This is a genomic window from Microcoleus pseudofavosus SVA1_A4 (assembly GCF_036700565.1).
Lineage (GTDB): Bacteria > Cyanobacteriota > Cyanobacteriia > Cyanobacteriales > Microcoleaceae > Microcoleus.
Genome location: NZ_JAUBPE010000038.1, coordinates 1 through 23,258, shown reverse-complemented (window position 1 = coordinate 23,258; position 23,258 = coordinate 1). Strand labels below are relative to the sequence as shown.

The following is a 23,258-nucleotide window of genomic DNA, read 5'->3' as shown; positions in this document are numbered from 1 at the left end:
CATGTGCCCCCTAGACATATAAAAACTTTCCGGTAAAATCGAACCAAAATTAATAATGTATAAAGTAACGAAGCGCATTATGGAGGGCACACCCATTACACCAGCTCTGAACTCGTCCAATTTTTCAGCTTCACCCGAAAGCGACGAACAAGTATTACAAATTTGGGGTCGCGAGCCCCTTAAAGGACACGTCAAAATCAGCGGCGCCAAAAACTCGGCCTTAGTCGTCATGGCAGGAACCCTGCTGTGTCCAGACGATTGCCGCCTCCGCAATGTTCCGGGTCTAGTCGATGTGGCCCGCATGGGGCAGATTCTATCGGCCGTAGGAGTCAAAATAGAGGCAAATGGCGACGTTTTAGATATCAACGCCAGCCAACTCATAGATGCTCAAGCCCCCTACGAATTAGTCAGCCAACTGCGGGCGAGCTTCTTCATCATCGGGCCGCTCCTAGCGCGTTTGGGATTTGCTAAAGTGCCCTTACCCGGAGGTTGTGCCATCGGCGCCCGGCCCGTTGAACTCCACGTTCGCGGGCTCCAAGCCCTCGGCGCCGAAGTCCACATCGACCACGGTACTGTTCACGCTTACGTCAAAGGGCCGAACCGCCGCCTCAAAGGAGCCAAAATTTATTTGGACTACCCCAGCGTCGGCGCAACAGAAACTTTGATGATGGCGGCGACTCTGGCTGAAGGAGAAACCGTGATTGAAAATGCGGCTCAAGAGCCGGAAGTCGCAGATTTGGCGAATTTCTGCCGCGCTATGGGAGCAAAAATTCAAGGTGCCGGCACTAATACGATCGTCATTTCGGGAGTTCCCAGACTGCACGCGGTAGACTATTCAATTATTCCCGATCGCATCGAAGCCGGAACATTTTTAGTAGCCGGAGCCATCACTCACTCAGAAATCAGTTTGTCGCCGGTAATTCCCGACCACCTGACGGCCGTAATTGCCAAATTGAAGACAATTGGGGCGCAAATTATTGCAGAATCCCCCGACATTTTGCGGATAGTTCCCGGTCAAACTCACTCCGCCACAGACATCGAAACTCTGCCTTACCCCGGTTTTCCCACAGATATGCAAGCTCAGTTTATGGCTTTGCTGACGCTGAGCGACGGAGACAGCTTGATCAAAGAAACCGTGTTCGAGAACCGCTTGCGCCACGTAGCAGAGCTCAACCGCATGGGCGCCGACATTCGCGTTAAAGGCAATGTCGCGATTGTGCGCGGAGTGTCGCTGCTGTCGGGTGCGCCGGTGGTAGCAACAGATTTGCGGGCTTCGGCGGCTTTGGTGCTAGCGGGACTTGCCGCCGATGGTGTCACCACTATCAGCAGCTTGCAACATTTAGACCGCGGCTACGAGCAGTTAGAGGTGAAGCTGCAAAAATTGGGAGCTAAGTTGCGGCGGGTCAAAGAGGGCACAGAGCCGACCATTGCTGAGGCTCCTGTCAATCCCGTGCGATCGGGTTTAAACTGTTAATTAGTCAGTTGACCGTTGACTGTTGACTGTTGACGGTTAACTGTTGACGGTTAACTGTTAACGGTTAACTGTTGACTAATGAATAATCACTACAATGTCGAACATACCCCTCATCGGTTTGAAAGCAGACCAGTTTCGCCACCCGCTAGACTTGGAAGCCACCAGCACTCTCAAACAACTGCCCGGCCTGGATTTGATCGTGCGGCAGTTGCTGGGACAACTTGGCGAACAGTTTTTCATGCTCGAAAATCTGGCTTCTAGCGTCCAAGTCGGCGAAAATCAATTGCCTCACCTGCATAAATTGCTGGTGGATGCCTGCAAAACTCTGGATTTAGAAGTGCCGCAGCTTTATGTCCGCCAGCATCCGATGCCAAATGCTTACACCTTTGCGATGCGGGGAAAACAGCCTTTTGTGGTGATGCACACTTCTCTGATTGATTTGCTCACAGAGGAGGAAGTTAAGGCAGTAATCGCTCACGAGTTGGGGCATTTGAAGTGCGAGCACGGAGTTTACCTGACTCTGGCTAATTTAATTGTGTTGGCCGCCGGTCAAATTTCGCCTCTGGGAACCGTGCTCGCGCAGGGTTTGCAGGCGCAAATGTTGGAATGGTTGCGGTGTGCGGAATTTACGTGCGATCGCGCCGCCTTGCTCGCCACCCAAGACCCAAAAGTGGTAGCATCGCTGTTGATGAAACTGGCCGGAGGTTCGCCGACTTTAGCTCCGAAACTGAATGTAGATGCGTTTTTGGCGCAGGCGCGGGCCTACGACGACATCAGCAGCACTCAACTGGGAGAAATGCTCAAACAAGCTCAGACGGCTCAGTTGTCCCATCCTGTACCAGTATTGCGCGCCCGAGAGATCGATCGCTGGGCAAGTTCAAAAGATTATGAATCTCTTGTGCAAAATCGATCGGTGTGTTATGATGGTGAAACGAAAAAGGGCGGGTGGCGAAATTGGTAGACGCATCAGACTCAAAATCTGACACCGAAAGGTATGAGAGTTCGATTCTCTCCCCGCCCACTGCTAAAAAAGCTTAATAAATCTAGGGTTCCAGATGATAAGTCTGGAACCCTAATTTATATGGCATGGGGAATTGGGAATTGGGCATCGGGCATCGGGCATGGGAATTGGGAATTGTGAATTGCGAATTGCGAATTGCGAATTGGTAACTAATGACAACCGTCAACAGTCAACCGTCAACAGTCAACAGTCAACAGTCAACCGTCAACAGTCAACAGATTTTATGGGTGAAATCGCCGCTTTAGGCGCTGCATTTGTCTGGGCTCTATCTTCCACCATCTGGCAGCGAGTAGGACAGCAAATCCCCGCAGTGGTGCTAAACTTGCTCAAAGGCGCGATCGCCCTTTTCATGCTCCTTGCCACTGTACTAATTTTAGGTAAACCCTTACCCCCAATCAACCCTAATATTTTAGCAATGCTGCTCATCAGCGGCGGCCTAGGAATTGGCATCGGAGACACCGCTTTCTTTATCGTATTAAAATATTTAGGTGCGAGGCGAACGCTCCTTTTAGAAACCCTATCTCCCCCTTTAACAGCTTTATTTGGCTTAATATTTTTGCAAGAAAACTTATCGCCCGTTGCTTGTACAGGCATTCTTTTAACAATCTGCGGCGTAGCTTGGGTAATTGCAGAACGAACAGCCGAAACAACCTTACCATCAAAACATCTTTGGCAGGGATTAGCCATTAGTTTATTAGGACAAACAAGCCACGCCGCCGGAGCAGTTTTATCCCGCGCGGCCTTCACTCAAATAGATATCGATCCCCTGTGGACTGCGACCTTGCGTTTGAGCGGTGGCCTAGCAGTCATGTTATGCTTTTTGAACCCAACCAACCGGGAAAGTTTCAAACAATTAAAAGCGCCCAAACTATTAAATGCAATCATTCTAGCAGCTTTTTTAGGAACCTATCTCGGAATTTTCCTGCAACAGATTTCGCTGAAATATGCACCCGCAGGAATAGCTCAAGCACTCAGTTCTACCAGTCCCCTATTTATACTGCCTTTAGCCGTGCTGGCGGGCGAAAAAGTGAGCCTTCGGGCTGTTTTGGGCGTAGTTGGTGCGATCGGCGGAATCGCCCTATTATTGGGTTTGAAGTGATTAAATGTGAGAAGAGAGATTTAAGATTTTAGATTTAATACCAGTTCCCAAAAAGAATGAAACTGTAGGTCTGCTCCCAACCGTGATAGTCATCAGTGATTCCCCAATCTAAAATCTAAAATCTAAAATCCTATGACTGATTATCGAGGCGATCGGCAAACTAGCAATTTAGCAGCTATTCACCAACAAATCAATTGGCTTCACCAACAGCCAGACGGCATCATATTTCAACAAAATTCCGGCGATAACTGCATAGCAGTTAAAAAAATCCGCTCAGTGCTACTACTGCTTTTAGCAGACAGAGAAACCTTAAGCACAAATGTAGCTCAATCAATCCTAGACCTCAACAATCCGCTAAATTTAATATTTCCCTATGCCAGAGCCATGCTGCTAGCATTAGTCTGGAAAAATCAACCAAAAAATATCTATATAATTGGCTTTGGCGGCGGCAGCATTCCCAGATTTTTTCACCATTATTTCGCTAACGCGATAGTCGAATGTACAGATATTGACCCCACAGTAGTCGAAGTTGCTCGCAAATTTTTTGGCATTCAATTCGACGACAGACTAAAAGTAGCGATTCAAGACGGGCGCGAATATCTTGACCGACAAAATCCAACAGTAAAAAATGATCTAATTATCGTGGATGCAGGTTTGGGCAGTGGCTATATGCCCTATAGATTGGTGACACAAGAATTTTACCAACTGTGCAAAAATCGCTTGTCAAGCGCAGGTGCTGTAGTTGTCCACCTGTTCCACAAACAAGAGTTTAACGCGGCGGCGGTGAAAACCATTCAAACTGTGTTCGCACAAATTTATATATGCAATTTAGAAACCGGCAACTGCATTGTGATTGCGACTAATACTCCCGATTTAGGTAAAAATGAAATTTTCTTGAAAGCCGAACTTATTCAAGATTTCCACAATTTAGAATTTTCCTTAAGAGAAATGTCGCTTCAGCTAAAAAAAGTAGCGCAAATGCCGGAATGGGTGAAAAATTGGGAAACCCTGCCAATTTTTACAGATGCTGAAATACCTGCAGGATATTGGGACTGATAAATATATGACTTACGCACTCGCCCACAAAGAAATCGGTTTTTTTAATTCTTATGGAGGGTTTTAAGTATGTATTTGGTTAAAAAACCCGGTTTCTGGCTACCCGTGCGTAAGTCCTAATACCAAATCTAAATCAGTCAATAGTTGATATTAGCGAACATCTGTTTAAAAAATACTTGACAGTGAAATTCGGGCGGTGTAGTATAGAAGTAGTGCAAAAAATAAAAAATATGAGACTAAAAAGTTGGGAGTCTCCCCGCAGCGAGGGCAGAAACTCCAAAGGCAAAGGCGGCTCAGCCAGAGCACGACAGCTCAAAAAGCAACAGCAAACTCTGCGAAAACAGTTAAAAGCTCAACACGATCGACCAAACCACCAACAAAAGGACCAACAAAACCATCAAGGGAAGGAAACCGATAATTCCTTCCCTTATTTTTTATCTTTCTGCTGTTGCTCAATCCCGCTGAATGTTCGGACAAATCGTGCGAGTAATGCTCGCCTGCGAGGGTTGCTCTTGCCAGCGGTTGAGAATGGATTGCAACTCCCCCTTCAAAGTTTCTAACGCTGCAATTTGCACGGAAATTTCCTCTACCTTCGCCGTTAGATGCTGCTTCGCTTCAGAACAGGGCAACTCTCCCCGATCGCGAACTTGTAAAATATCCTTAATCTCCTGAAGGCTCAAACCCAGAGCCTGAGATCGTTTAATAAACGCCAATCTGTTGAATACCGTTTCGCCAAACAAGCGATAACCAGCGGGCGATCGCTCCACCGCAGGAGACAGCAAGCCCATCTCCTCATAGTAGCGAACAGTTTTCACCGACAAACCGCTACAGGCAGCTACGGAGCCAATTTTGTACAGTTTCTCGGCAACAGAAATATTCATAAATCAAGCATCAAAGATTTAGGATCGAAAGACTTTTCTTGCCATATCTTTTACTTTCTCAGATGCAGGGAGTCGATCGCCACCTCGCCCAGTCGCCATTGCCCGGTAATCTTAATAAGGAGGATTTTTTTTAGACACGTTAAGCACGGGCAACTGGGGTCGAGAAGACTGAGGAGGAAGATAGTATTCGGCAGCAGGTGCGGCTTTTTCGGCTCCAGAGCGGTAAATTTGCCACCAGCGGAGAGCCATCGCCACCCCAGCAGTACCCAGCCCAAAAGCCAATAAAGAGCCGCTCGCACCGATGCTGCCGATCGCTGCATCGACAACGCCCACTGTCACAACAAAGCTGGTAATTGGCTCTCTACGGTAAGCTGACCTCAAAAGTCGCGTCCACGAAGCATTCATTGGGTTTTACTCTGTTCTATATTTATTTACAAGCTCTAAAACTTAGAGTTGGCGGAACGATCGGGATTTCTAGCAAGGGAGACTAGCTTCACCTAAATTTATATTCTCGCCTGTGGGGAATTGTACGAGAGCGAGGCCAAATTGCCAAGCTTGTCAAATCAAAATTTCACCCGAGATACATCCAAAAGCCAGCTCTTGCATTCTGTGAACCGATCTCTCTCGACAGAGAAGTCGCTAGGCTTGTTTCTAATTAATATTCTAATCAATTCCCGAATTTGTCGCGGTCAGCAGAGGTGACACCCGCTGCGGTTCGAGTCAAGACAAAGTGTGAGGCTGACCGCGCCAAACAGCTAAAATTAGTTGAGACCTAACCAGGACAGCAACCCCTGGCCTGTGACATACTCGATAATTAAAGTTAGGGAAAAACCGATCATCGCGGCTCGACCGTTAAGGCGTTCCGCGTAGCTGTTGAAGCCAAACTTTGGCTGTTCCAGTTTGGGAGTGACGGTGGGTTGTAGTTGTGTCATTGCTTTGGATACCTGGCGATCGACGCTATTCAAATGTGAAATCGAATGTTAGTTACAATTCTTAAACATTGCTGCTTCTATTATAAAGAGGGTTAACCGCCGTCAACCGTCCCCGAAGAGAAAAAACTGCTGCCCACTAAAGCCACTTAATTATATCCGCTCAAAATATGACTAATCAGTTAGATAACGATAAGCTTCCTGTCGCCGTACAGCGAGTTGCCTTTGCCCTTCGTACAGCAGGCTGGGTTTGCTTCTGGGTACAGTTAGTGCTAGCGGTGGTAGCGGCGATCATTTTGCTCTTTGCCATCCCCTTCGCTATCCCCAGCGCTACCGCCGCTGCGGGATCGACCAGTGCCGGCACCGGCGGCGGCGTATTTTTTGCCATTTGCGGGCTAGCAGTGCTCGCTTACAGCGTATATCGCTCTTTCCGCTTCACCCGCTTGTCGAGACAACTGCGATCGCCCGCCAACGCTGTCCGCCCCAAAAAAGCAGACACTATTAAAGACGTGCAGTTGACACTTTGGAGCAACTTATCGGGAATGGTGCTGACACTGCTGGGAGCAGAAGCTATCAGCGGCACTCTGTTAGCCAAATCTCTAGCTCAGCCCCAAGCTTTGTTCGGTACCGCAGTCGATTTGGGCCGATTTATTCAGCCGCTAGACATATTTGTGGTACTCGCCAATACTCACGCTACTGTTGCTCACTTTGTCGGGATTATGGGGGCTCTTTGGTTGCTCGATCGAATTCACAAGCAATAGAAAATTGGAATCGGGAATCGGGAATCGGGAATTGGGAATCGGGAATCTCGCACTCTCCCCCACTCTCCCCCACTCTCTCCATCTCCCACTTTCTCCTCTCCCACTCTCCCCCAACCGACATCCGGAATCACTGCCAACCTGTCGAAGAACGTACTCAGATACCTTCTAGCAAGACAACATAAATATCATGGCACTGAAACCCGAGGCTTATTTTGGGGTGACAGATCACGCAACTATTGAAATTTCACAAGAAAGTTTTCGTTCTGTCCTCGGTCAAATAGAAGCTGAACTCCTCTGTAGCGACACCTACAGCCACGCTCTAGCTAGCCTGCAAACAATGTTGGGCGAAGCCGCCTCTGCTGCCGAAATTTTAATTAGAGCAGTTAGCAGAGAAGCCGTCAAGCTCGCATTCGATCGGTTTGGCAAACAAAACAAAATTGAAGCGCAAGTAGCCGAAGAGAATATGGCTACTTTAAGTCCCGCCATGGGGACGGTGACAGAATTTAGAGAATTAGAGCCGCCAGTACCTGCTCCTGTTTTCTATTGGCGCAGCGCTAGTGTGGAAGCGCCCCCCAAAACCGAGTCCGACACTGAAAATGTCGATCGAGATACTAACACTTCAGAAGAAAACAAACAAGCGCCAAAAGACGAAATTCAAGTCGAGTCGGCTGCACCTGCAACTGCCATCGTCCCCGGAAAATCCTTCCCAGGATTCGGTTTTCTCCAGAATCGTAAAAAACTCACCAAGGAAGAGACAGCAGCTTTAGCCGTTCAACAGCGGAAAGAGTGCCTGTGCGAGTTGGGTAGAGAATTGCGCAAGGGACGGCAAATTCGCGGACTATCCCTCCAGCAACTCCACAGTCAAACTCTCGTGCCGCTGCACCACATCGAAGCGATCGAAAATGGGGAAATCGAGAAATTGCCGCAAGATATTTACGTTAGAGGTTTTATTCGCCGGATCGGCGATGCTGTGGGACTCAACGGCAATGCTATGGCGGATGCTTTGCCCAAGCCAGATCCCAGCCAAACTCTGAATTCGTATTTATCTGTTCCCGACTCCGAGTCAGCGGAAGGCTTTCAAATGAGTACGGTGCATTTGTACCTCGGCTACACCGCTGTGATGGCTGGGGCTGTAGGGGGTTTGGGTTGGCTGTCCCAGCAACCCGTGGTGCCCGGGGCAAAAGCAGTACCTCCAACGCAGGTGACACCGCCAGCCTCAGTTGCACCGGCTCAGAAGACCCCACAAAAAGCACCTCAACCGGGTTTGAAGAAGTCTAACAGTCATGGGGGAACGATCGTGGGGGCTGACATGGCGCCGCCGGAGGTGATTTTTGGTTAGAGTTTGTCGGGCGATCGATCGCCCGACAACACTCTTGGCGCAGGCCCAGTCCCAGTCTCAGAAACCCGGTTTCCGAGTTCACCTGCATACGGATACTTGCTTAAAGACTTGAGTCGTCGAGAGCGATCGCGGTTGAGATTTTAGTTCAATCCGCCACCTTCATCGATCGGTGGAGTCAAATCTTAAATCTCAAATCGCCCAGCCGTGCACCCAAAGTGAATTTTCAACTGCATCAGGAAACCCGATATGTGCGATAAACTATCTATTTGACCAGTCCTAAAAGAGGTTTCCGATAAGATGAGTTCCCCAGCCACCGCTGCTCCCTTGGAGATCGATCCGCTATCGACTCTACCGCAAACAGTCACGAGTTTGGCGGCACCAGACAGTCCTTTGGTAACGGCAGCTCAACTGCCACACAAATCTTGGACGATCGAAGATAGCGAGAAACTGTACCGCATTCAAGGTTGGGGCGAACCGTATTTTTCGATCAACGCCGCCGGTCACGTTACAGTATCTCCCAAGGGCGATCGCGGCGGTTCCCTCGACTTGTGCGAACTGGTAGAATCCCTAAAACAGCGAAATTTGGCTTTGCCTCTGCTGATTCGATTTGCTGATATTTTGGAAGACCGGATCGATCGCTTAAATTCGTGTTTTGCCAGAGCGATCGCCCGCTACAATTACAAAAATGTCTATCGCGGTGTCTTTCCAGTCAAATGCAACCAGCACCGACAATTAATACAAGATTTGGTGCGTTTCGGTCAACCCCATCACTTCGGACTGGAAGCCGGCTCGAAACCAGAATTAATGATAGCTTTGGCGACCTTAAAAACCCCGGGCGCTTTGTTAATTTGCAACGGTTACAAAGACCGGGAATACATAGAAACCGCAATTTTGGCGCAGCGGCTAGGGCAAACTTCCGTAATTGTGCTGGAGCAAATAGAGGAAGTAGAACTCGCAATCGCCGCGAGCAAAGCATTAGGAATTAAACCGATTTTGGGAGTGCGAGCAAAACTCACTACCAAAGGCGTTGGCCGCTGGGGAGGTTCCACGGGCGATCGGGCAAAATTTGGCTTGACAATTCCTGAAATTATCCGCGCAGTCGGCGAACTAGAAAAAGCTGGAATGCTCGACTGTTTGCAGTTACTGCACTTCCACATCGGCTCTCAAATTTCCTCAATTAGCGTCATCAAAGACGCCATTCGAGAAGCCAGCCACATTTATGTAGAATTAGCTAAATTGGGAGCTAATATGAACTACTTGGACGTAGGCGGCGGACTCGGCGTTGACTACGACGGCTCTAAAACAAACTTCCACGCTTCCAAAAACTACAATATGCAAAACTACGCTAACGACGTAGTAGCGGGAGTGAAAGATGCCTGCGACGAGCGCAAAATCCCGGTCCCAATTATCATTAGCGAAAGCGGGCGAGCGATCGCTTCTCACCAATCAGTGTTAGTTTTTGACGTACTCGGTACTAGCGATGTCCCCAGAGAAGTACCCGAACCAGTAGACGAAAACACGCACCAAATTCCGCGCAATCTCTACGAAATTTACCAATCTATCACTCCCGAAAATTACCAAGAAGTTTATCACGATGCTATCCAATTCAAGGAAGAAGCAGTCAGTTTATTTAACTTAGGCTATTTGGGAATTGCGGAACGGGCGAAAACCGAACAGTTGTACTGGGCTTGCTGCGATAAAATACAGGCTATCGCGCGGCAAAAAGAATATGTCTCGGACGATTTGGAAGATTTAGAAAAGGTGATGGCGTCCATTTATTACATCAACTTATCTGTTTTCCAGTCAGTACCGGACAGTTGGGCAATCAACCAATTGTTCCCAATTATGCCAATTAACAGACTTGATGAAGAACCAACTCAGCGCGGTATTTTAGCCGATCTAACCTGCGACAGCGACGGGAAGATCGACCAATTCATCGATTTGCGAGATGTCAAGTCTGTTTTGGAGCTGCATACTCTTAAACCCGGAGAACCTTACTATTTGGCGCTATTTTTGGGAGGTGCTTATCAAGAAATTATGGGCAACCTTCACAACTTATTCGGCGATGCAAATGCAGTTCACATTCAGCTAACGCCTTCTGGCTATCATATCGAACACGTTGTGAAAGGGGACACTATGAAAGAAGTCCTCAGCTACGTACAATACGATGCAGAAAGTTTGGTTGAAAGCATCCGCCGTCAGACAGAAGCAGCTTTGCAGCAAAATAAAATTACTCTTTCTGAGTCTCAACTTTTGCTGCAAAATTACGAGCGGAGTCTCAGCCAATATACTTATCTTCAGTCTTAAAATGTAGGGTGCAACCTAAGCACCTTGCCAGCATTGAAAGCTGAGATAATAACCGTAAAAGTAGGGTGCGCAGTGCGCACCTTACCTTGAGAAATTAGCAATTAGCAATTAGCAATTACCATTATTCAGCAGTGCCGAGAATTTCTGCGATCGCCCGCCGCTCTTCTCCGTGTTGAGTCGGTAAAACTTGGCGAGCGTCAGTAATCAGCCAATCGAGAGCCGCCGCTTGCAAATCGATCGCCGCCCCGGTTTTATCAACGCAGTAGCGCCCGAACACCAGTTTGTCAACCAACCGCACCTCCGGGCCCAAACGGGAATACTCAAAAATCACGCTGTTTTCCACAGTCGCCCCGCTGCAAAGCCAACAATTCGGGCCGATCATTGTCGGGCCGACAATTTTTGCTCCGTCTTCAATTATCGTCATCCCGCCAATGTAAACAGGCCCAGTAATATCAACTTTATCCCAGTTGACAGCTACATTCAAGCCAGCGTAAATGCCGGGGCGCACTTCAATTCCCGGAATCGAAACATTTTTAACTTGTCCCAGCAGCACGCTCTGAATTGCCCGCCAATAGTCAGGAACTTTGCCGATATCCACCCACTCAAAGTCCATGCTAATCCCGTAAAAAGGCGCGCCTGCTGCTACTAGCGCGGGGAATAACTGCGAACCGATATCGTATTCCTTGCCCGAAGGGATGTAATTGAATATTTCTGGTTCAAAAATATAAATACCAGTGTTGATGTCGGTACTCAGAGCTTCTTCTACAGAAGGTTTTTCTTGGAAAGCTTTAATTTTGCCAGACTCGTCCGTAACTACTACACCGTAACTGGGAACCTCCTCGCGGGGAACAGATTTCATTACAATAGTAGCGATCGCCCCTTTTTCCCGGTGCCACTTCACAGCAGCAGTCAAGTCCAAGTCAATCAAAGCGTCGCCGCACAGCACCACAAAAGTATCATCAAAAAACGGCGAGAAGTCCTGAATCCGCCTCATGCCGCCAGCCGAACCGAGAGCCTCTCCAATCAGTTCTCCCTCCTTAATTCGCCCTTCAAAAGAATAGGCAATTTGTACCCCAAACTTTTGACCGTCACGGAAGTAGTTTTCAATCACATCTGCCAAGTGGGAAACATTGACCATAATCTGGTCAAATCCGTGCTGTCGGAGCAATTCAACCAAAAACTCCATCACTGGCTTTTGCAGGATGGGAATCATCGGTTTGGGTATTGTCTGAGTAATGGGACGGACGCGAGTGCCTTTACCGGCCGCCAGAATCATCGCTTTCATTCTTAACTTCCTCAACCCTCTGTTAATTGATATCAGCTCAACAATTAGATGCTAGCGGTTGCAATCGATTCGATCGATCGCAGTAAAATTCTGACCTGTTTATAGGCGACATCGTACCAGGCTATCAATCATTTATCCCCAATTTACCTGCATTTAAGAAACCAGGAATCGGGAATCAGCAATAACTTCGCACTCCCGCTGTCCGCATTCGAGACTCAGCAGCAGAATGCTGGCGAGCTAAGTTCGGCCTGGAATCTTAACCGACGCAGCGGCACAGTTATTAGTTTCGCCCGAGAACCTAATACCCTGCAAGCTCAAAGCGCCCGGATTTTGAGGTCTTGATAAAACTCCTCTTGAAGCAACTCTACTTTAGACTGAGCCGACAGCAGCAACAGCGCCCAAAAAATACCCACGCGGTCATGATTTGGCAAGTGAAATTCCCCAGTCGATACCGGGACTTCTGGGTCAACAGAGGAGTGCAAATCCTTTTGATGCCAAAGTTCCAGCAGTTGTTCCAAGTCGAGCCAACCCTCGTCAATTTCCGAGCCCCGTTCTGCCAGAAACCGATCGAGTTCACTAGCAGTTTCCACCAAATTTTCTTGGTGAGCTAGCTCAAAGATAGCCTGGGCTGCTTGCGATCGCATTTTTGAGGTAGGGCGGCGCCGGGGAGCAACTGTCTGCTCCATTGCTGCTTTCATTAGCTGCAACTGCTCGATCAGTTCTGGGAGAGTCACCGGGCGTTTTTGCGGTAGTTGAGCTACACCGCGACGGCGCAATTGTCGCTCCAGATGCTGCGGCAAATGTCGCCCGCCTGAGTGTTCTGCGTCTTCGAGCGCCGCCTCGTCCGACTCGGGATTCGCGGGGGGTTCACAGAGGACGATACTTTCTGCTTTGAGCAAAACCAGCATTGAAGCGTACAAAAACGCTTGGCCCGAGTGGGACAAATCGGAGAAATCCGTACTCTGATCGGCATCGCAGGCGTTTGTAAGCTTGCTCAAACATCGATCGAACACTTCAATTACCTTAACGTCCCAAGGATCGATTTCTCCCCGTTCTGCTAAGTCTATTAAAATTGCGATCCCCTCAGAAATCGTTTCTAAACCATCTTGGTCTCTGGAAACGGCCATTCGATTTTAGATTTTAGATTTTAGAGCTTAGATTTTAGATTTTCCCTCTCCGAAAACGAGAGATCGTATCAATTTAATTGGCGGTCATTTCAGCAGTTTTAACCTCGGCCGCTGCTGTGTCTAAACTTGTGGTTTCTGCACTTTCTAACAAAGGTTGTTTGGCTTCTACTTCTGCTTTATAGCGTTCGATATCTTGTTCTAATTCCTGAATCCGCTGCTGTTTTTCGCGAACTTGGCGGATCTCTTGGCGGGACGCGAGCGTTCGCTGCATTCTCGACCACAAACTGAACAGCCACGCTAAAACGGCTCCCAATCCGGTCGCCATAATTAGTTCTACGCACAGCGGAGCTTTAACTTGGACGCCTTTGATAACTTGAATCGCGGTCGGCTGTGTATTTTCGATGCTGAAAAATACTAGAGCCAAGCAAATCAGAAAGATGAAGAAGAAATTTAGCGCTCGCATTTTCTTTGTTCCTAATTATCAATTCTGGTTAAGCAAATTCTTGGCCATTTGTCAACTGTTTTTTGGCATATCCTCCCAGTTTTTTTGATAACATCAAATCCGGTCAATTAACCATAATATCCGGGAGAGGGGCGAGTTTATTGGGGCTCGTAGAATTTATTAAAGATATGAGTAAACCCGCCCCGGAGCGAACATATCCTGTTTAGGTTTGGCCGATGTTTTGCGGTTTCTTGCCGATTCCCAGTGCTGGCAATATTTGATATTTCAAAGCAATGCCCGCCGCCACAAATAAGGCAATAATCAGCGCCCCAATTCCTACGGGACTGGGAATCCAGAATATCGCCTCCAAATAGTTAACTTCCCCGGGTTTGAGCTTCCAAACTAACTGTTTTCCCTGCTGATAGCTTTCGGGAACCAGCGCACCGGCGACAGTTTCAATACTTTCGGCACCCCAAGGCGTGTTCAAGCTAAAGTCTAGCTCCAAAAGTCCCCCCGGGCTCAGCAGCAGACTGCCGTTAGAGGAAAGCAGAGAAAGAGAGCGCAAATCCAATTCCAAACTCAACCGATTTCGCAGCACCAATAACAAATTATTCTGCTTGACATTCAGGTGAGATTCAAACTTCGGCAAATCGGTTTCTAGCGGACTTGCAACCCGAGATTTTGCGGTTTGTGCGATCGGATTGTAAAATTGGTTGAACTTGTCTTGCAACTCGGCTCCATTATTGAAAGGAATCCTCACTAGAACTTCTGTCGGGGAAAGCCGTTTAGTTTTTCCGTCCAGCAACCTCACCCTGCGTTCTACGCTTTTTAACCAATCTGCAATTGTTTCGCTGCTGAAGCTCGTCAACCTTTCCCCCAGTTTAATGTGCTGCACGATTTCGCCGCGAGTTTGACTCTCAAAGTTCACCCCGACATCGTACTGAACGCATCCAGTCACTAGAGTTAAAAGGCAAAAAACCAAAGGTAAAAGAAAGAAAAAATTCTTTTTCTTCTTCCCATTTCCATCCTTGACATTTTGCTCTTTCATTATACATTTTTCCCTATTTTTACCTATTTGCATGAATTAGCAAAGCTTTGAATTGCCGACACTGTTTCTATGTTTGTTCTGCACATCGGGACTTACGAACCGCTTACCGAAAACTCGGTTTCTGGGTTCCAGAAAGGCGATTTCACAAATGCTTTGTGGCAGAAGCCGGTTTTTTTTGACGTGAGTGCTAACATTTTTATAGCAGCAGTGTCAGCGTCACCTGGAATTAACCGCACTGAACTTATTGCCTCGAAGCTACACCCAACTGTTGAAACAGCATACTCGGCAAATATGCCGCACCGCCTACCCATTCGGCTTCGCTGCTCAAATCTGCCAAGTTTTTAAAGGCTTCAAAAATGCTGCCTGCCACCATTGTATTCTTGACGCGGCCGACAATTTTGCCTTTTTCTACTTTATAGCCTAAGTCCAAATTGACAGAAAATTCTCCAGCTAACTGATTGGACTGACCGGCACCTAAAACCTGCTCTACTATTAGACCTTCGTCCATGCTAGCAATCAAGTCTTGAGTGGCGGTATTTCCTGGGGAAATGCAAAAGTTAGTCAAATTCGGGCCCGGGCGAGACAATCCGCCACGAAAACCGTTGCCGGTCGATCGTACACCGGCGCGAGCGGCCCACCTGCGATCCCAATAAAATCCGGTGACAGTTCCTTTGTCTATCAAGACTTTGCGGGTGGTGGGCGTACCTTCGTCGTCAAAGGGACAAGCAGAAGGGCCTAAAGTGGGGTCTTCAAAAAAGGTAAAGCGTTCGTCAAATAAGGTTTCGCCGATTTTGTCGGCTAGGGGAGAGGCTTTTTGAACTACTGCTTGACCTGAAAGGATGGTATCAAATAGACCGCCGAGGGTGCTGGCGGCGGCATTGGGGGTAAATAATACTGGGTAGGAACCGCTGCTGATGGTGGCTGAATGTTCGGCGAGGCGGTATTTTTCGAGGAGTGATTGGAGGATGCTGTCGGTGTCCAGGGGACGATCGCGCGCAACATCGTAACTGTATGCTTGCATAAAGTCTTCTCCCTTTACCAAATTGCCCGCGATCGAGCCGCTGACTATTTGGCTGCTTCTTTCGGCATAAACGTCTCGCGTCGTGGCAATTTTCACGCGGCCGCTGCGGACGTGAAAGCCGACATCTACCATAATATCGGGATTGTAGGCGTGAACTTGTTCGATCAGGTTTTTGCCGTTTTCGACTAATTCTTGAGTTGTGGGCGGAGTGTAGCTGGTTTCCGGGCCTTTTAGGTGGAAGTTGGAGGCGAGTTCAAATTCTGCGGGGTCGCCGATTTCGGCTGTTTGAATCGCTGCATCTACTAAATCGTCTATCCGCGTTAAATCTGTGGAACTAGCAAAACCGATTTTGCCGGAGTGAATCAGCCGGAGTGCTACGCCTTGCAGTGCTTTGGTTTGCAGGGATTTGAGGCGATTGTTTTCAAATTCGATGGGGGTGTCTTGACTCGACAGGTAGTATACTTCAGCCGCATCGGCGCGCTGAGAGGCCAATTTCAAAATCTGGTCTACGGTTGAATCGCTCACAATAATAGCCTTTCTGGTTTGGTCTTTGTTTTTATTTTAGCAATTATCGCTATTCAACTTCTGACTCCTGCCTCATGCTCGATAATTAATCGGTGTCTCCGTGTCAAAATCAGTTTCGTTCCTTACTTCTTCCTTCTCCTATAATTGTAATTCACACTGTTTAAAAACATAGTTAACGGCTGCAAACAGTCGCTCTAAGTCCTGAATTGTATAGAAAATTTTATTTTGAGTAAAGATTTCTAATTTGAGCTTGCCAAACTGCCACATTGCCCCATTAGAAACAATACCAAAGATAGTTTGTTCTGGTTCATTGTTCAGTCGCTGCACGGCGAGCATTTCTGCCAAACACTGCCCCCATCCTTCATCAAAGGCGCTCTCTTTCTTTGCTTCAACTAATATGAAATAGGGCTTGTCAAAAACTACTGTGCCGAGGGGTGAGCGCTTCGCCAATATATAATCTGCAATTCCTGACAGATTCTCATTATAGATTAAGGTTTGGTGACTCCAGAGGAGAAAATTACTGCGATAATTTTTCCAAACTTCTTTTAATACAGGATAAATGATATTTTCACAAATGGCTATTTCTGAGTTGTCAAATACTCCTTCATTGAAAATCAATTCTAATTCATTCCGAAAAATGTCGCTGACTGCAAATTCTGTTTCGACAATGAAGTTATTTCGCAGGTAATTAATTTGGAATTCTTTGGCGACAGCGCTGATACTTTTATAATTGCTAAAAGGCATTGCTGAATTTCTCTCAGTAGGGGTGAGGTGCGCGGCCAGGCGCGCCCTAGAGATAGAGTTTGTGCGAATGAAAAAATGATTAATAACTAAGAAATAAGCCACCTAAAATTAGCCCGATCGCAATTAACGCCACCCAGATAAACCTATTATCTTTCGTATTAACCTGACTCAAATCTACAGGTTCCGCTACGGCGGGCTTAGGTTTCGCGTACTTGATATCAGGGTTGGGATTGGCTTGAAAACTGATTGATTGATTTTCATCTAAAGCTGCTAAATCGGGGATTTTCACCATCCATTCGGGAGGGATAGTGAGTTTGGGTGCTTCGAGAATGAACAGCAAGCGCTTTGCTTGCTGGCGGGTTTCTTGGCGGGGATGGCGGGTGAGCGAACGGCAAAGCTCGATCGCCCTTTCTGTATTGCCAGAGGCTTCGTAGGCTGTCACTAGCCACATCTGCACCTCACCGCCCAACCGGGAATTTCGATCGACTAAACCGGTAGCTGTTTCTAAACTCTGCACAGCTTCAGCGTACCGGCCGCTCTCAAAAGCTACTTGCCCAGCTTGGTACTCAGTTTGAACAATTTCTAACTTTTCTGAAGTCACCAGCACCCACCCAATTCACAAATATTAGTTCCCAAATTCTTCAAACACTAGAATTCGCTGTGGTTTTGCGACATACCGGACTCATTATCGCGTTTGGAACTCAGCAAGTCTAACTGGTCTACTTTAATTACTGGCATTGAGCGATTAGCTCCTGTACTGCGGTCTTGCCAGCGATCGAACTTCAAAGAGCCTGTTACCCCAATTTGAGCGCCTTTGCGAACGTAGTCAGCAGCGATTTGCGCTGTTTTGCCCCAGATTTCTAGAGTAAACCAGTCTGGTTCGTCGTTATTGCGCGATCGTCTTCTCACTGCCAGCGTCAACTTGCACTTAACTGTACCGGACTCAAAATACTTCACGTCCGGGTCGCCGCCGACGCGGCCTACTAAAGTCACAACATTAAGACTCATAAACTTTTTCGGGAATGTGGTCGATCGGTGGTGTAGTTAACCTCTTAGATCCGCGCCATTGCATCCAAACTGAACTTGCAACGGCATCGATCGGGGCTTCATCCTGATTTTACACCCACTTACCAGAACATATTGATCGTGGATGATTGGCTCGGGGGCGCTCAACCTGTGCTCGACAATGTACATTTCTGACTAGACTCAGGATGAAAAACGTAATAGAATCCACCTCGGTTACACTTTTGTAACAACATTATTGCACACAATAGTATTTTAGTTTTGGGGGGGGTACAAATCAGTGGGTCTTCTCAATCGATTTTCTAGAGATATGGGTATCGACCTCGGTACTGCTAACACGCTCGTTTATGTATCCGGCAAAGGTATTGTTCTGCAAGAACCTTCTGTAGTGGCGATCGACCAAGACTTAAAAATACCGCTGGCTGTTGGAGAAGAGGCTAAAAAAATGCTCGGGCGCACGCCAGGGAACGTCATAGCACTGCGCCCGCTTCGCGACGGGGTAATCGCAGACTTCGATACGGCCGAACTGATGCTCAAGACTTTTATCCGCAGAGTTCACGAAGGCCGAACCTTAGTTTCGCCGCGGATCATTATTGGCATCCCCAGCGGTGTCACCGGAGTGGAGAGGCGTGCTGTCATTGAGGCGGCTACTCAGGCCGGTGCTAGAGAAGTGCGGTTAATTGATGAACCCATCGCCGCGGCGATCGGGGCTGGACTGCCTGTTGCTGAGGCGACTGGCAATATGATTATAGATATCGGTGGGGGTACGACGGAAGTTGCGGTTTTGAGTTTGCAAGGTACGGTGATCAGCGAGTCAGTGCGGGTAGCGGGCGACGAACTCAACGAGGCGATCGTCCAATACATGAAAAAAGTTCACAATTTGGTCATCGGCGAACGCACTGCTGAAGAAATTAAGATTCAGGTGGGTTCTGCATATCCAACTCCAGAGGATGACGACGTGATGATGGAAGTGCGGGGCTTGCACTTGCTCTCCGGTCTGCCGCGAACTGTTACGATCAAAGGCCCAGAAATTCGCGAAAGTATGTCGGAACCGCTTTCAGTAATTGTGGAAGCTGTCAAGCGTACTTTGGAACGCACCCCGCCGGAATTAGCAGCAGATATTATTGACAGGGGAATTATGCTGGCCGGCGGCGGGGCGCTGATGAAAGGTTTAGATACTCTGATCAGTCACGAAACAGGAATTGTCACTCACGTGGCAGCCGATCCGCTTTGCTGCGTGGTTTTGGGAACTGGTAGGGTATTGGAAAACAAACAGTTGGAACGGGTTTTCAGCGGGCAGTCGTCGCGCAATATGTAGTTAACAAATTTGGGATTGTGGATTTAGAAATAAATACGGCTGCAATCTCAAATCTAAAATCCTGACTTAACAATTTTAGATTAGTGAAATTATGCTAAAAAATACATTCCGAAAGTGGTGGGATCTGCGGCTACAAATTGCTCTTTTAGGTTTCGCTGTAACTGCCGCTTGGGGAGTTCGGCAAACACAAGGTGCGGCAGTATTTGAAGTTTACAATTGGGTGACTCGTCCGTTTCACGCCAACGCCTCTGGGCAAGAGGAGCTGATCTCGGCGCGCACTCAAGAATTGCAAGCGCAGCTATTAGAATTAGAAAAACAAAATCAGAAGCTAAAAGAGCTTTTAGGTTACGTTTCGGGTAAGAAACCTCAAGGAATTGTAGCTCCTATTGTCGGTCGCAGCGCCGACCACTGGTGGCAGCAAGTAACCTTGGGGCGCGGCAGTAAGGATGGCATCAAAACAGATTTTACTGTCATGGGTCCCGGCGGTTTAGTAGGCAGGGTTGTCAGCGTTACTCCTAATACTAGCTTGGTGCTGTTAGTCAGCGACGCTACGAGTCAATTGGGTGTGGGAATTACCCGCACTCGCCACATGGGTTTTATGCGCGGGAAAGGCGGAAATCAGGCGGTGATGGAGTTTTTTGAGAATGTTCCCAATGTCAAGCCTGGGGATGTGGTTTCAACTTCTTCTTACAGTCAGTTGTTCCCTCCTGGTTTGCCTGTGGGAAAAGTGGTTTCGGTGGATATGAATAAAACTCCGGCTCCAGAAGCTGTGGTTGAGTTCTCTGCACCAATGAATGCTCTGGAGTGGGCGGTGGTTTACCCCCACTCTAAGCAAGCCGAACCGAAGGATTCGCAGAGTCAATCTTCAGCAGCATCTGAGGGAGCACAGCAACAATGAAAGCTTTATCTCGGATGTCTTCGCGATCGCGCCAATTTCTCAACTTCGCTGTTACATTTGTTTCTGTGATGCTGTGCATACTGATATTGCCCACTCGGATGCCGGGAATGGAATTGCTGGGAATTAGCCCGAACTGGCTGTTAATTTGGTTGGTAGCTTGGAGTATTAAGCGGAAACGTACAGTTTGGGGAGCTGCTAGCATGGGCCTGGTTTTGGGGTTTCTTCAAGATGCGATGACGGCTCCTCATCCCACCCACGCTGTGAGTCTAGTTATTGTCGGAGTCTTAACTGTTCTGTTGCTGAAAACCTGGTCGATTCCGGTAGATATTGTTGAGAGAGATCCGATTCCGATCGCGTTAATTGTGTTTGGGATGGCGGTGGTAGCTGAAACGGTGATGGGGATTCAATTTTTGGCTATGGGCGATCGGGCTTTAATGGAAATTTGGAGCGATCACCAGCGAGTGGCTTTGTGTTCTGCTATTCTCAGCAGTCTTTGGGCTCCGGTGATTTATTTTCCCCTGAATCGCTTGTGGGAAATGACGAGGAATTTAGAAAAATCTTAGTCAGTCATTAGTCATCAGTCATTAGTCATCAGTTAACAGTTAACAGTCACAAGTAATAGTTAACTGTTGTCAGTCAACAGTCAACAGTTAACTGTTGTCAGTCCACTATTACTTGTGACGCCGAACCTAATAAGTGATGAACGGCAATAATCAAGTCACTGAGAATGAAATTAGGCTGGTGCTTTTGCAGTTGATAGCGGCTGCGAATTCCGCAGGTAACGGCAATTGTAGGTATTCCCAATGCTTGTCCGGCGAGGATGTCTGCTTCGGTATCTCCGATCATCCAAGCCGAACCCAGGGATGACTCAAATTCTTCTGCAACTTCAGCCAACAATTCCGTTTTTAAGGCTGTATAGTTGTGATAAGCGGCATCCGGCATCTGAGTTCCGCGAATGCTGGTAAACAGTCTAGCTAAACCGTAATTTTGTAACAGTTGAACGGCTTGATTTCTCGGCCGCAGGGTGACTAAAATCAGCCGCACGCCGCGGGAGTGCAGAAGTCCGATCGCCCATTGCACTCCCGGCTGGATGCGATCTAAGTGCAACAAGTCTGGCTGATTGACAATCTGACTGACGCATCCGAGAAAAACGTGAATTTCTTCTCCAGACAAGCCGGAACTTTTGGCTATTTCAGCATCGGGCACTCGGTTTTGTTTCATCTGCCAAAACTGCTGTTTGCTGAGGATTTGGAGGTTGAGGTTGATTCCCCTAGCAAGATAAGCTGCTTGAGTGTCGGCCAATCCCTGTTGATAGGTGGCGTAGTAGCGATCGGACACATCGACTATGGGCCCGTCTAAATCGCAAAATACGGTCATCCGGGGGGACGAGTCAGCCTCTGATGGTAGCTTGTAGTGAAGGTTTTCGGAGTCTTGGGCGACAGCAGTTAACATAAAACGTTAAGTAAATCAAGGGAGCTATACATTTCTTGACTTTAGCAAAAAATGTATAAGTTATAGTACATAATTTTTAATGGCTTTATTAAAAAAACCTATGAAATTTTTGAGGATGGGCTCAATAAGGGCGATCGAGCCTGCGCGTCGATAAAATTCAGGGAAAAAGTAATTTTTGTGGCTGTTGATATGTGCTTTAGCCATTAAAGTTTAGAATTAAGTTTTTAGTCTTTTGTAATTTACCCATGCTCAAACAAAGCGATTTTGTTAGGAATTCGGACACTAATCGAGTAGAGGTGCTTTCCGAAGCACTGCCTTACATTCAACACTTTGCCGGCCGCACGATTGTGGTCAAATATGGCGGTGCGGCGATGAAAGATAGCACTCTCAAAGACAAGGTGGTTCGGGATATTGTGCTGCTAGCTTGCGTGGGGATGCGTCCGGTTGTGGTTCACGGCGGCGGCCCGGAAATTAATATTTGGCTGGAAAAATTGGGAATTGAGCCGCAATTCAAGGATGGTTTGAGAGTGACTGATGCGGCGACGATGGAAGTTGTAGAAATGGTTTTGGTGGGGAAGGTAAATAAGGAAATTGTTTCGTTAATCAACCAAGCTGGCGGCAAAGCAGTGGGATTGTGCGGCAAGGATGCCAATCTGATTCAAGCTCGTCCAGATGGCCGGGAAGGAATTGGGTTTGTTGGTGAAGTCAGCGGCGTGAAAATCCAGATTTTGGAGTCTTTGGTGAACAGCGGTTATATTCCGGTGGTGTCGAGCGTGGCGGCGGATGAACACGGTCAATCTTACAACATTAATGCTGACACGGTAGCTGGGGAAATTGCGGCTGGTTTGGGAGCAGAAAAGTTGATTTTGATGACAGATACGGCGGGAATTTTAGAGGATTATCACAAGCCGGATAGTCTGATTGCTAAGTTAGATATTCAGGAAGCGAGAGAGTTGGTTGAGTCGGGAGTTGTCTCTGGGGGGATGATTCCGAAAGTTAATTGTTGTGTGCGGAGTTTGGCTCAGGGTGTGAAGGGTGCTCACATTATTGACGGTCGAATTCCTCATGCTTTGCTGCAAGAAATATTTACGGATGCGGGGATTGGATCGATGATTGTGGCTTCTGAGTTTAGCAGCGCGAACTTAAGGCCTAAGTAAGGGGTAAATCCTAGTGTGGGGAGGGCGGGTGCGTGAAATGGGTAAACTCGCTGGGAGAGCGCGTATATCCTAACTAAACCTGCCCTACAAACCTTGAGAAGGTACTTCTGGGAAATTACTTCAACTAATTCTAACCGTTGTTGTATTTCAGCTTTTGTTAAACTACGATCGAAAACTTTATACTTTTGGATTCTGTGGCAATTATCAAGCCGATTTCAAATACGCGATTAGCGCTAGTGGAACCAGAATACGCATCTATTTCTAGTTTGCCAGTTGGGAGCATGTCACTTTTGCGATAAGTATTTATACTTGTGCAGTTTTTCGAGGTCTACCAATTAAGCCATTTAAGTA

At 47.6% G+C, this 23,258-nt stretch carries 23 protein-coding genes and 1 tRNA gene; 12 read left to right on the top strand and 12 right to left on the bottom strand.

Annotated features, from left to right (window positions below; translation table 11 throughout):
• Window positions 1–55: 55 nt before the first annotated feature.
• The 5 genes from murA to QUA02_RS17575 all read left to right on the top strand — a co-directional run bounded on the left by murA (window position 56) and on the right by QUA02_RS17575 (window position 4,650).
• A complete protein-coding gene (gene murA, locus QUA02_RS17595) occupies window positions 56–1,474 on the top strand; it encodes a UDP-N-acetylglucosamine 1-carboxyvinyltransferase (protein ID WP_333029478.1) in 1,419 nt (472 codons plus the stop codon).
• A gap of 94 nt (window positions 1,475–1,568) precedes the next feature.
• The gene (locus tag QUA02_RS17590; RefSeq protein ID WP_333029477.1) at window positions 1,569–2,435 is read left to right on the top strand and encodes a M48 family metallopeptidase; all 867 of its coding nucleotides are present in this window, start codon (window positions 1,569–1,571) and stop codon (window positions 2,433–2,435) included.
• Window positions 2,414–2,495: transfer RNA gene (locus QUA02_RS17585), tRNA-Leu, on the top strand. The genes QUA02_RS17590 and QUA02_RS17585 overlap by 22 nt, the downstream gene beginning before the upstream one ends.
• Window positions 2,496–2,718: 223 nt before the next feature.
• Window positions 2,719–3,594, top strand: a complete 876-nt coding sequence (locus QUA02_RS17580) for a DMT family transporter (protein WP_333029523.1) — start codon at window positions 2,719–2,721, stop codon at window positions 3,592–3,594.
• Between the two features lie 132 nt (window positions 3,595–3,726).
• A complete protein-coding gene (locus QUA02_RS17575; protein ID WP_333029476.1) occupies window positions 3,727–4,650 on the top strand; it encodes a spermidine synthase in 924 nt (307 codons plus the stop codon).
• 452 nt (window positions 4,651–5,102) lie between these two features.
• Here the strand turns inward: QUA02_RS17575 and QUA02_RS17570 are convergent, their stop codons facing one another.
• The 3 genes from QUA02_RS17570 to QUA02_RS17560 form a co-directional block, all read right to left on the bottom strand.
• Window positions 5,103–5,531 (bottom strand): heavy metal-responsive transcriptional regulator, encoded by a 429-nt coding sequence (locus QUA02_RS17570; RefSeq protein WP_333029475.1) that lies wholly within the window; start codon window positions 5,529–5,531, stop codon window positions 5,103–5,105.
• A gap of 111 nt (window positions 5,532–5,642) precedes the next feature.
• A complete protein-coding gene (locus tag QUA02_RS17565; RefSeq protein ID WP_333029474.1) occupies window positions 5,643–5,936 on the bottom strand; it encodes a hypothetical protein in 294 nt (97 codons plus the stop codon).
• Window positions 5,937–6,292: 356 nt separating this feature from the next.
• On the bottom strand, window positions 6,293–6,463 hold the full coding sequence (locus QUA02_RS17560; RefSeq protein ID WP_172186391.1) for a CAB/ELIP/HLIP family chlorophyll-binding protein: 171 nt from the start codon (window positions 6,461–6,463) through the stop codon (window positions 6,293–6,295).
• Between the two features lie 167 nt (window positions 6,464–6,630).
• Between QUA02_RS17560 and QUA02_RS17555 the strand changes: the two genes are divergently transcribed.
• The 3 genes from QUA02_RS17555 to speA all read left to right on the top strand — a co-directional run bounded on the left by QUA02_RS17555 (window position 6,631) and on the right by speA (window position 10,867).
• Window positions 6,631–7,221, top strand: a complete 591-nt coding sequence (locus QUA02_RS17555) for a DUF3611 family protein (RefSeq protein ID WP_333029472.1) — start codon at window positions 6,631–6,633, stop codon at window positions 7,219–7,221.
• Window positions 7,222–7,408: 187 nt separating this feature from the next.
• Window positions 7,409–8,560, top strand: a complete 1,152-nt coding sequence (locus QUA02_RS17550; RefSeq protein WP_333029471.1) for a helix-turn-helix domain-containing protein — start codon at window positions 7,409–7,411, stop codon at window positions 8,558–8,560.
• Window positions 8,561–8,857: 297 nt separating this feature from the next.
• Complete coding sequence (speA, locus tag QUA02_RS17545) at window positions 8,858–10,867, top strand: biosynthetic arginine decarboxylase (protein ID WP_333029470.1); 2,010 nt, start codon at window positions 8,858–8,860, stop codon at window positions 10,865–10,867.
• 121 nt (window positions 10,868–10,988) lie between these two features.
• Here the strand turns inward: speA and QUA02_RS17540 are convergent, their stop codons facing one another.
• The 8 genes from QUA02_RS17540 to QUA02_RS17505 form a co-directional block, all read right to left on the bottom strand.
• Window positions 10,989–12,152: a nucleotidyltransferase family protein gene (locus QUA02_RS17540; protein ID WP_333029469.1), complete on the bottom strand. Its 1,164-nt coding sequence runs from the start codon at window positions 12,150–12,152 to the stop codon at window positions 10,989–10,991.
• A 314-nt stretch (window positions 12,153–12,466) separates the two neighbouring features.
• Entirely contained in the window at window positions 12,467–13,279 is an 813-nt protein-coding gene (locus QUA02_RS17535; protein ID WP_333029467.1) for a segregation/condensation protein A, read from the bottom strand.
• A 73-nt stretch (window positions 13,280–13,352) separates the two neighbouring features.
• A complete protein-coding gene (locus tag QUA02_RS17530; RefSeq protein ID WP_333029465.1) occupies window positions 13,353–13,742 on the bottom strand; it encodes a LapA family protein in 390 nt (129 codons plus the stop codon).
• Between the two features lie 202 nt (window positions 13,743–13,944).
• The gene (locus QUA02_RS17525; protein ID WP_333029464.1) at window positions 13,945–14,769 is read right to left on the bottom strand and encodes a DUF3153 domain-containing protein; all 825 of its coding nucleotides are present in this window, start codon (window positions 14,767–14,769) and stop codon (window positions 13,945–13,947) included.
• Window positions 14,770–15,010: 241 nt separating this feature from the next.
• Window positions 15,011–16,315 carry a TldD/PmbA family protein gene (locus QUA02_RS17520; protein WP_333029462.1) on the bottom strand — a complete coding sequence of 435 codons (1,305 nt, stop codon included), beginning with the start codon at window positions 16,313–16,315 and terminating at the stop codon, window positions 15,011–15,013.
• 138 nt (window positions 16,316–16,453) lie between these two features.
• On the bottom strand, window positions 16,454–17,059 hold the full coding sequence (locus QUA02_RS17515; RefSeq protein WP_333029461.1) for a hypothetical protein: 606 nt from the start codon (window positions 17,057–17,059) through the stop codon (window positions 16,454–16,456).
• Between the two features lie 79 nt (window positions 17,060–17,138).
• Entirely contained in the window at window positions 17,139–17,660 is a 522-nt protein-coding gene (locus QUA02_RS17510) for a tetratricopeptide repeat protein (protein ID WP_333029459.1), read from the bottom strand.
• Between the two features lie 47 nt (window positions 17,661–17,707).
• Complete coding sequence (locus QUA02_RS17505) at window positions 17,708–18,067, bottom strand: single-stranded DNA-binding protein (RefSeq protein ID WP_333029457.1); 360 nt, start codon at window positions 18,065–18,067, stop codon at window positions 17,708–17,710.
• A gap of 295 nt (window positions 18,068–18,362) precedes the next feature.
• Between QUA02_RS17505 and QUA02_RS17500 the strand changes: the two genes are divergently transcribed.
• From QUA02_RS17500 to mreD, 3 genes are all read left to right on the top strand, one after another.
• Window positions 18,363–19,400: a rod shape-determining protein gene (locus QUA02_RS17500; RefSeq protein ID WP_333029455.1), complete on the top strand. Its 1,038-nt coding sequence runs from the start codon at window positions 18,363–18,365 to the stop codon at window positions 19,398–19,400.
• 91 nt (window positions 19,401–19,491) lie between these two features.
• Window positions 19,492–20,298, top strand: coding sequence for a rod shape-determining protein MreC (mreC, locus tag QUA02_RS17495; RefSeq protein WP_333029454.1), 807 nt, complete (start codon window positions 19,492–19,494; stop codon window positions 20,296–20,298).
• A complete protein-coding gene (mreD, locus tag QUA02_RS17490; RefSeq protein WP_333029453.1) occupies window positions 20,295–20,861 on the top strand; it encodes a rod shape-determining protein MreD in 567 nt (188 codons plus the stop codon). Before mreC ends, mreD begins: the two co-directional genes overlap by 4 nt.
• Window positions 20,862–20,958: 97 nt before the next feature.
• Here mreD and QUA02_RS17485 read toward each other — a convergent pair whose 3' ends face one another.
• On the bottom strand, window positions 20,959–21,750 hold the full coding sequence (locus QUA02_RS17485) for an HAD family hydrolase (RefSeq protein ID WP_333029451.1): 792 nt from the start codon (window positions 21,748–21,750) through the stop codon (window positions 20,959–20,961).
• Between the two features lie 245 nt (window positions 21,751–21,995).
• Here QUA02_RS17485 and argB point away from each other — a divergent pair, with 245 nt between their 5' ends.
• Window positions 21,996–22,907: an acetylglutamate kinase gene (gene argB / locus QUA02_RS17480; RefSeq protein ID WP_333029450.1), complete on the top strand. Its 912-nt coding sequence runs from the start codon at window positions 21,996–21,998 to the stop codon at window positions 22,905–22,907.
• Window positions 22,908–23,258 lie beyond the last annotated feature (351 nt).

Bases quoted from the DNA above. Each gene is read 5' to 3' on its own strand.
- murA (WP_333029478.1), top strand. From the start codon at position 56: ATGTATAAAGTAACGAAGCGCATTATGGAGGGCACACCCATTACACCA.
- QUA02_RS17590 (WP_333029477.1), top strand. From the start codon at position 1,569: ATGTCGAACATACCCCTCATCGGTTTGAAAGCAGACCAGTTTCGCCAC.
- QUA02_RS17580 (WP_333029523.1), top strand. From the start codon at position 2,719: ATGGGTGAAATCGCCGCTTTAGGCGCTGCATTTGTCTGGGCTCTATCT.
- QUA02_RS17575 (WP_333029476.1), top strand. From the start codon at position 3,727: ATGACTGATTATCGAGGCGATCGGCAAACTAGCAATTTAGCAGCTATT.
- QUA02_RS17570 (WP_333029475.1), bottom strand. From the start codon at position 5,531: ATGAATATTTCTGTTGCCGAGAAACTGTACAAAATTGGCTCCGTAGCT.
- QUA02_RS17565 (WP_333029474.1), bottom strand. From the start codon at position 5,936: ATGAATGCTTCGTGGACGCGACTTTTGAGGTCAGCTTACCGTAGAGAG.
- QUA02_RS17560 (WP_172186391.1), bottom strand. From the start codon at position 6,463: ATGACACAACTACAACCCACCGTCACTCCCAAACTGGAACAGCCAAAG.
- QUA02_RS17555 (WP_333029472.1), top strand. From the start codon at position 6,631: ATGACTAATCAGTTAGATAACGATAAGCTTCCTGTCGCCGTACAGCGA.
- QUA02_RS17550 (WP_333029471.1), top strand. From the start codon at position 7,409: ATGGCACTGAAACCCGAGGCTTATTTTGGGGTGACAGATCACGCAACT.
- speA (WP_333029470.1), top strand. From the start codon at position 8,858: ATGAGTTCCCCAGCCACCGCTGCTCCCTTGGAGATCGATCCGCTATCG.
- QUA02_RS17540 (WP_333029469.1), bottom strand. From the start codon at position 12,152: ATGAAAGCGATGATTCTGGCGGCCGGTAAAGGCACTCGCGTCCGTCCC.
- QUA02_RS17535 (WP_333029467.1), bottom strand. From the start codon at position 13,279: ATGGCCGTTTCCAGAGACCAAGATGGTTTAGAAACGATTTCTGAGGGG.
- QUA02_RS17530 (WP_333029465.1), bottom strand. From the start codon at position 13,742: ATGCGAGCGCTAAATTTCTTCTTCATCTTTCTGATTTGCTTGGCTCTA.
- QUA02_RS17525 (WP_333029464.1), bottom strand. From the start codon at position 14,769: ATGAAAGAGCAAAATGTCAAGGATGGAAATGGGAAGAAGAAAAAGAAT.
- QUA02_RS17515 (WP_333029461.1), bottom strand. From the start codon at position 17,059: ATGCCTTTTAGCAATTATAAAAGTATCAGCGCTGTCGCCAAAGAATTC.
- QUA02_RS17505 (WP_333029457.1), bottom strand. From the start codon at position 18,067: ATGAGTCTTAATGTTGTGACTTTAGTAGGCCGCGTCGGCGGCGACCCG.
- mreC (WP_333029454.1), top strand. From the start codon at position 19,492: ATGCTAAAAAATACATTCCGAAAGTGGTGGGATCTGCGGCTACAAATT.
- mreD (WP_333029453.1), top strand. From the start codon at position 20,295: ATGAAAGCTTTATCTCGGATGTCTTCGCGATCGCGCCAATTTCTCAAC.
- QUA02_RS17485 (WP_333029451.1), bottom strand. From the start codon at position 21,750: ATGTTAACTGCTGTCGCCCAAGACTCCGAAAACCTTCACTACAAGCTA.
- argB (WP_333029450.1), top strand. From the start codon at position 21,996: ATGCTCAAACAAAGCGATTTTGTTAGGAATTCGGACACTAATCGAGTA.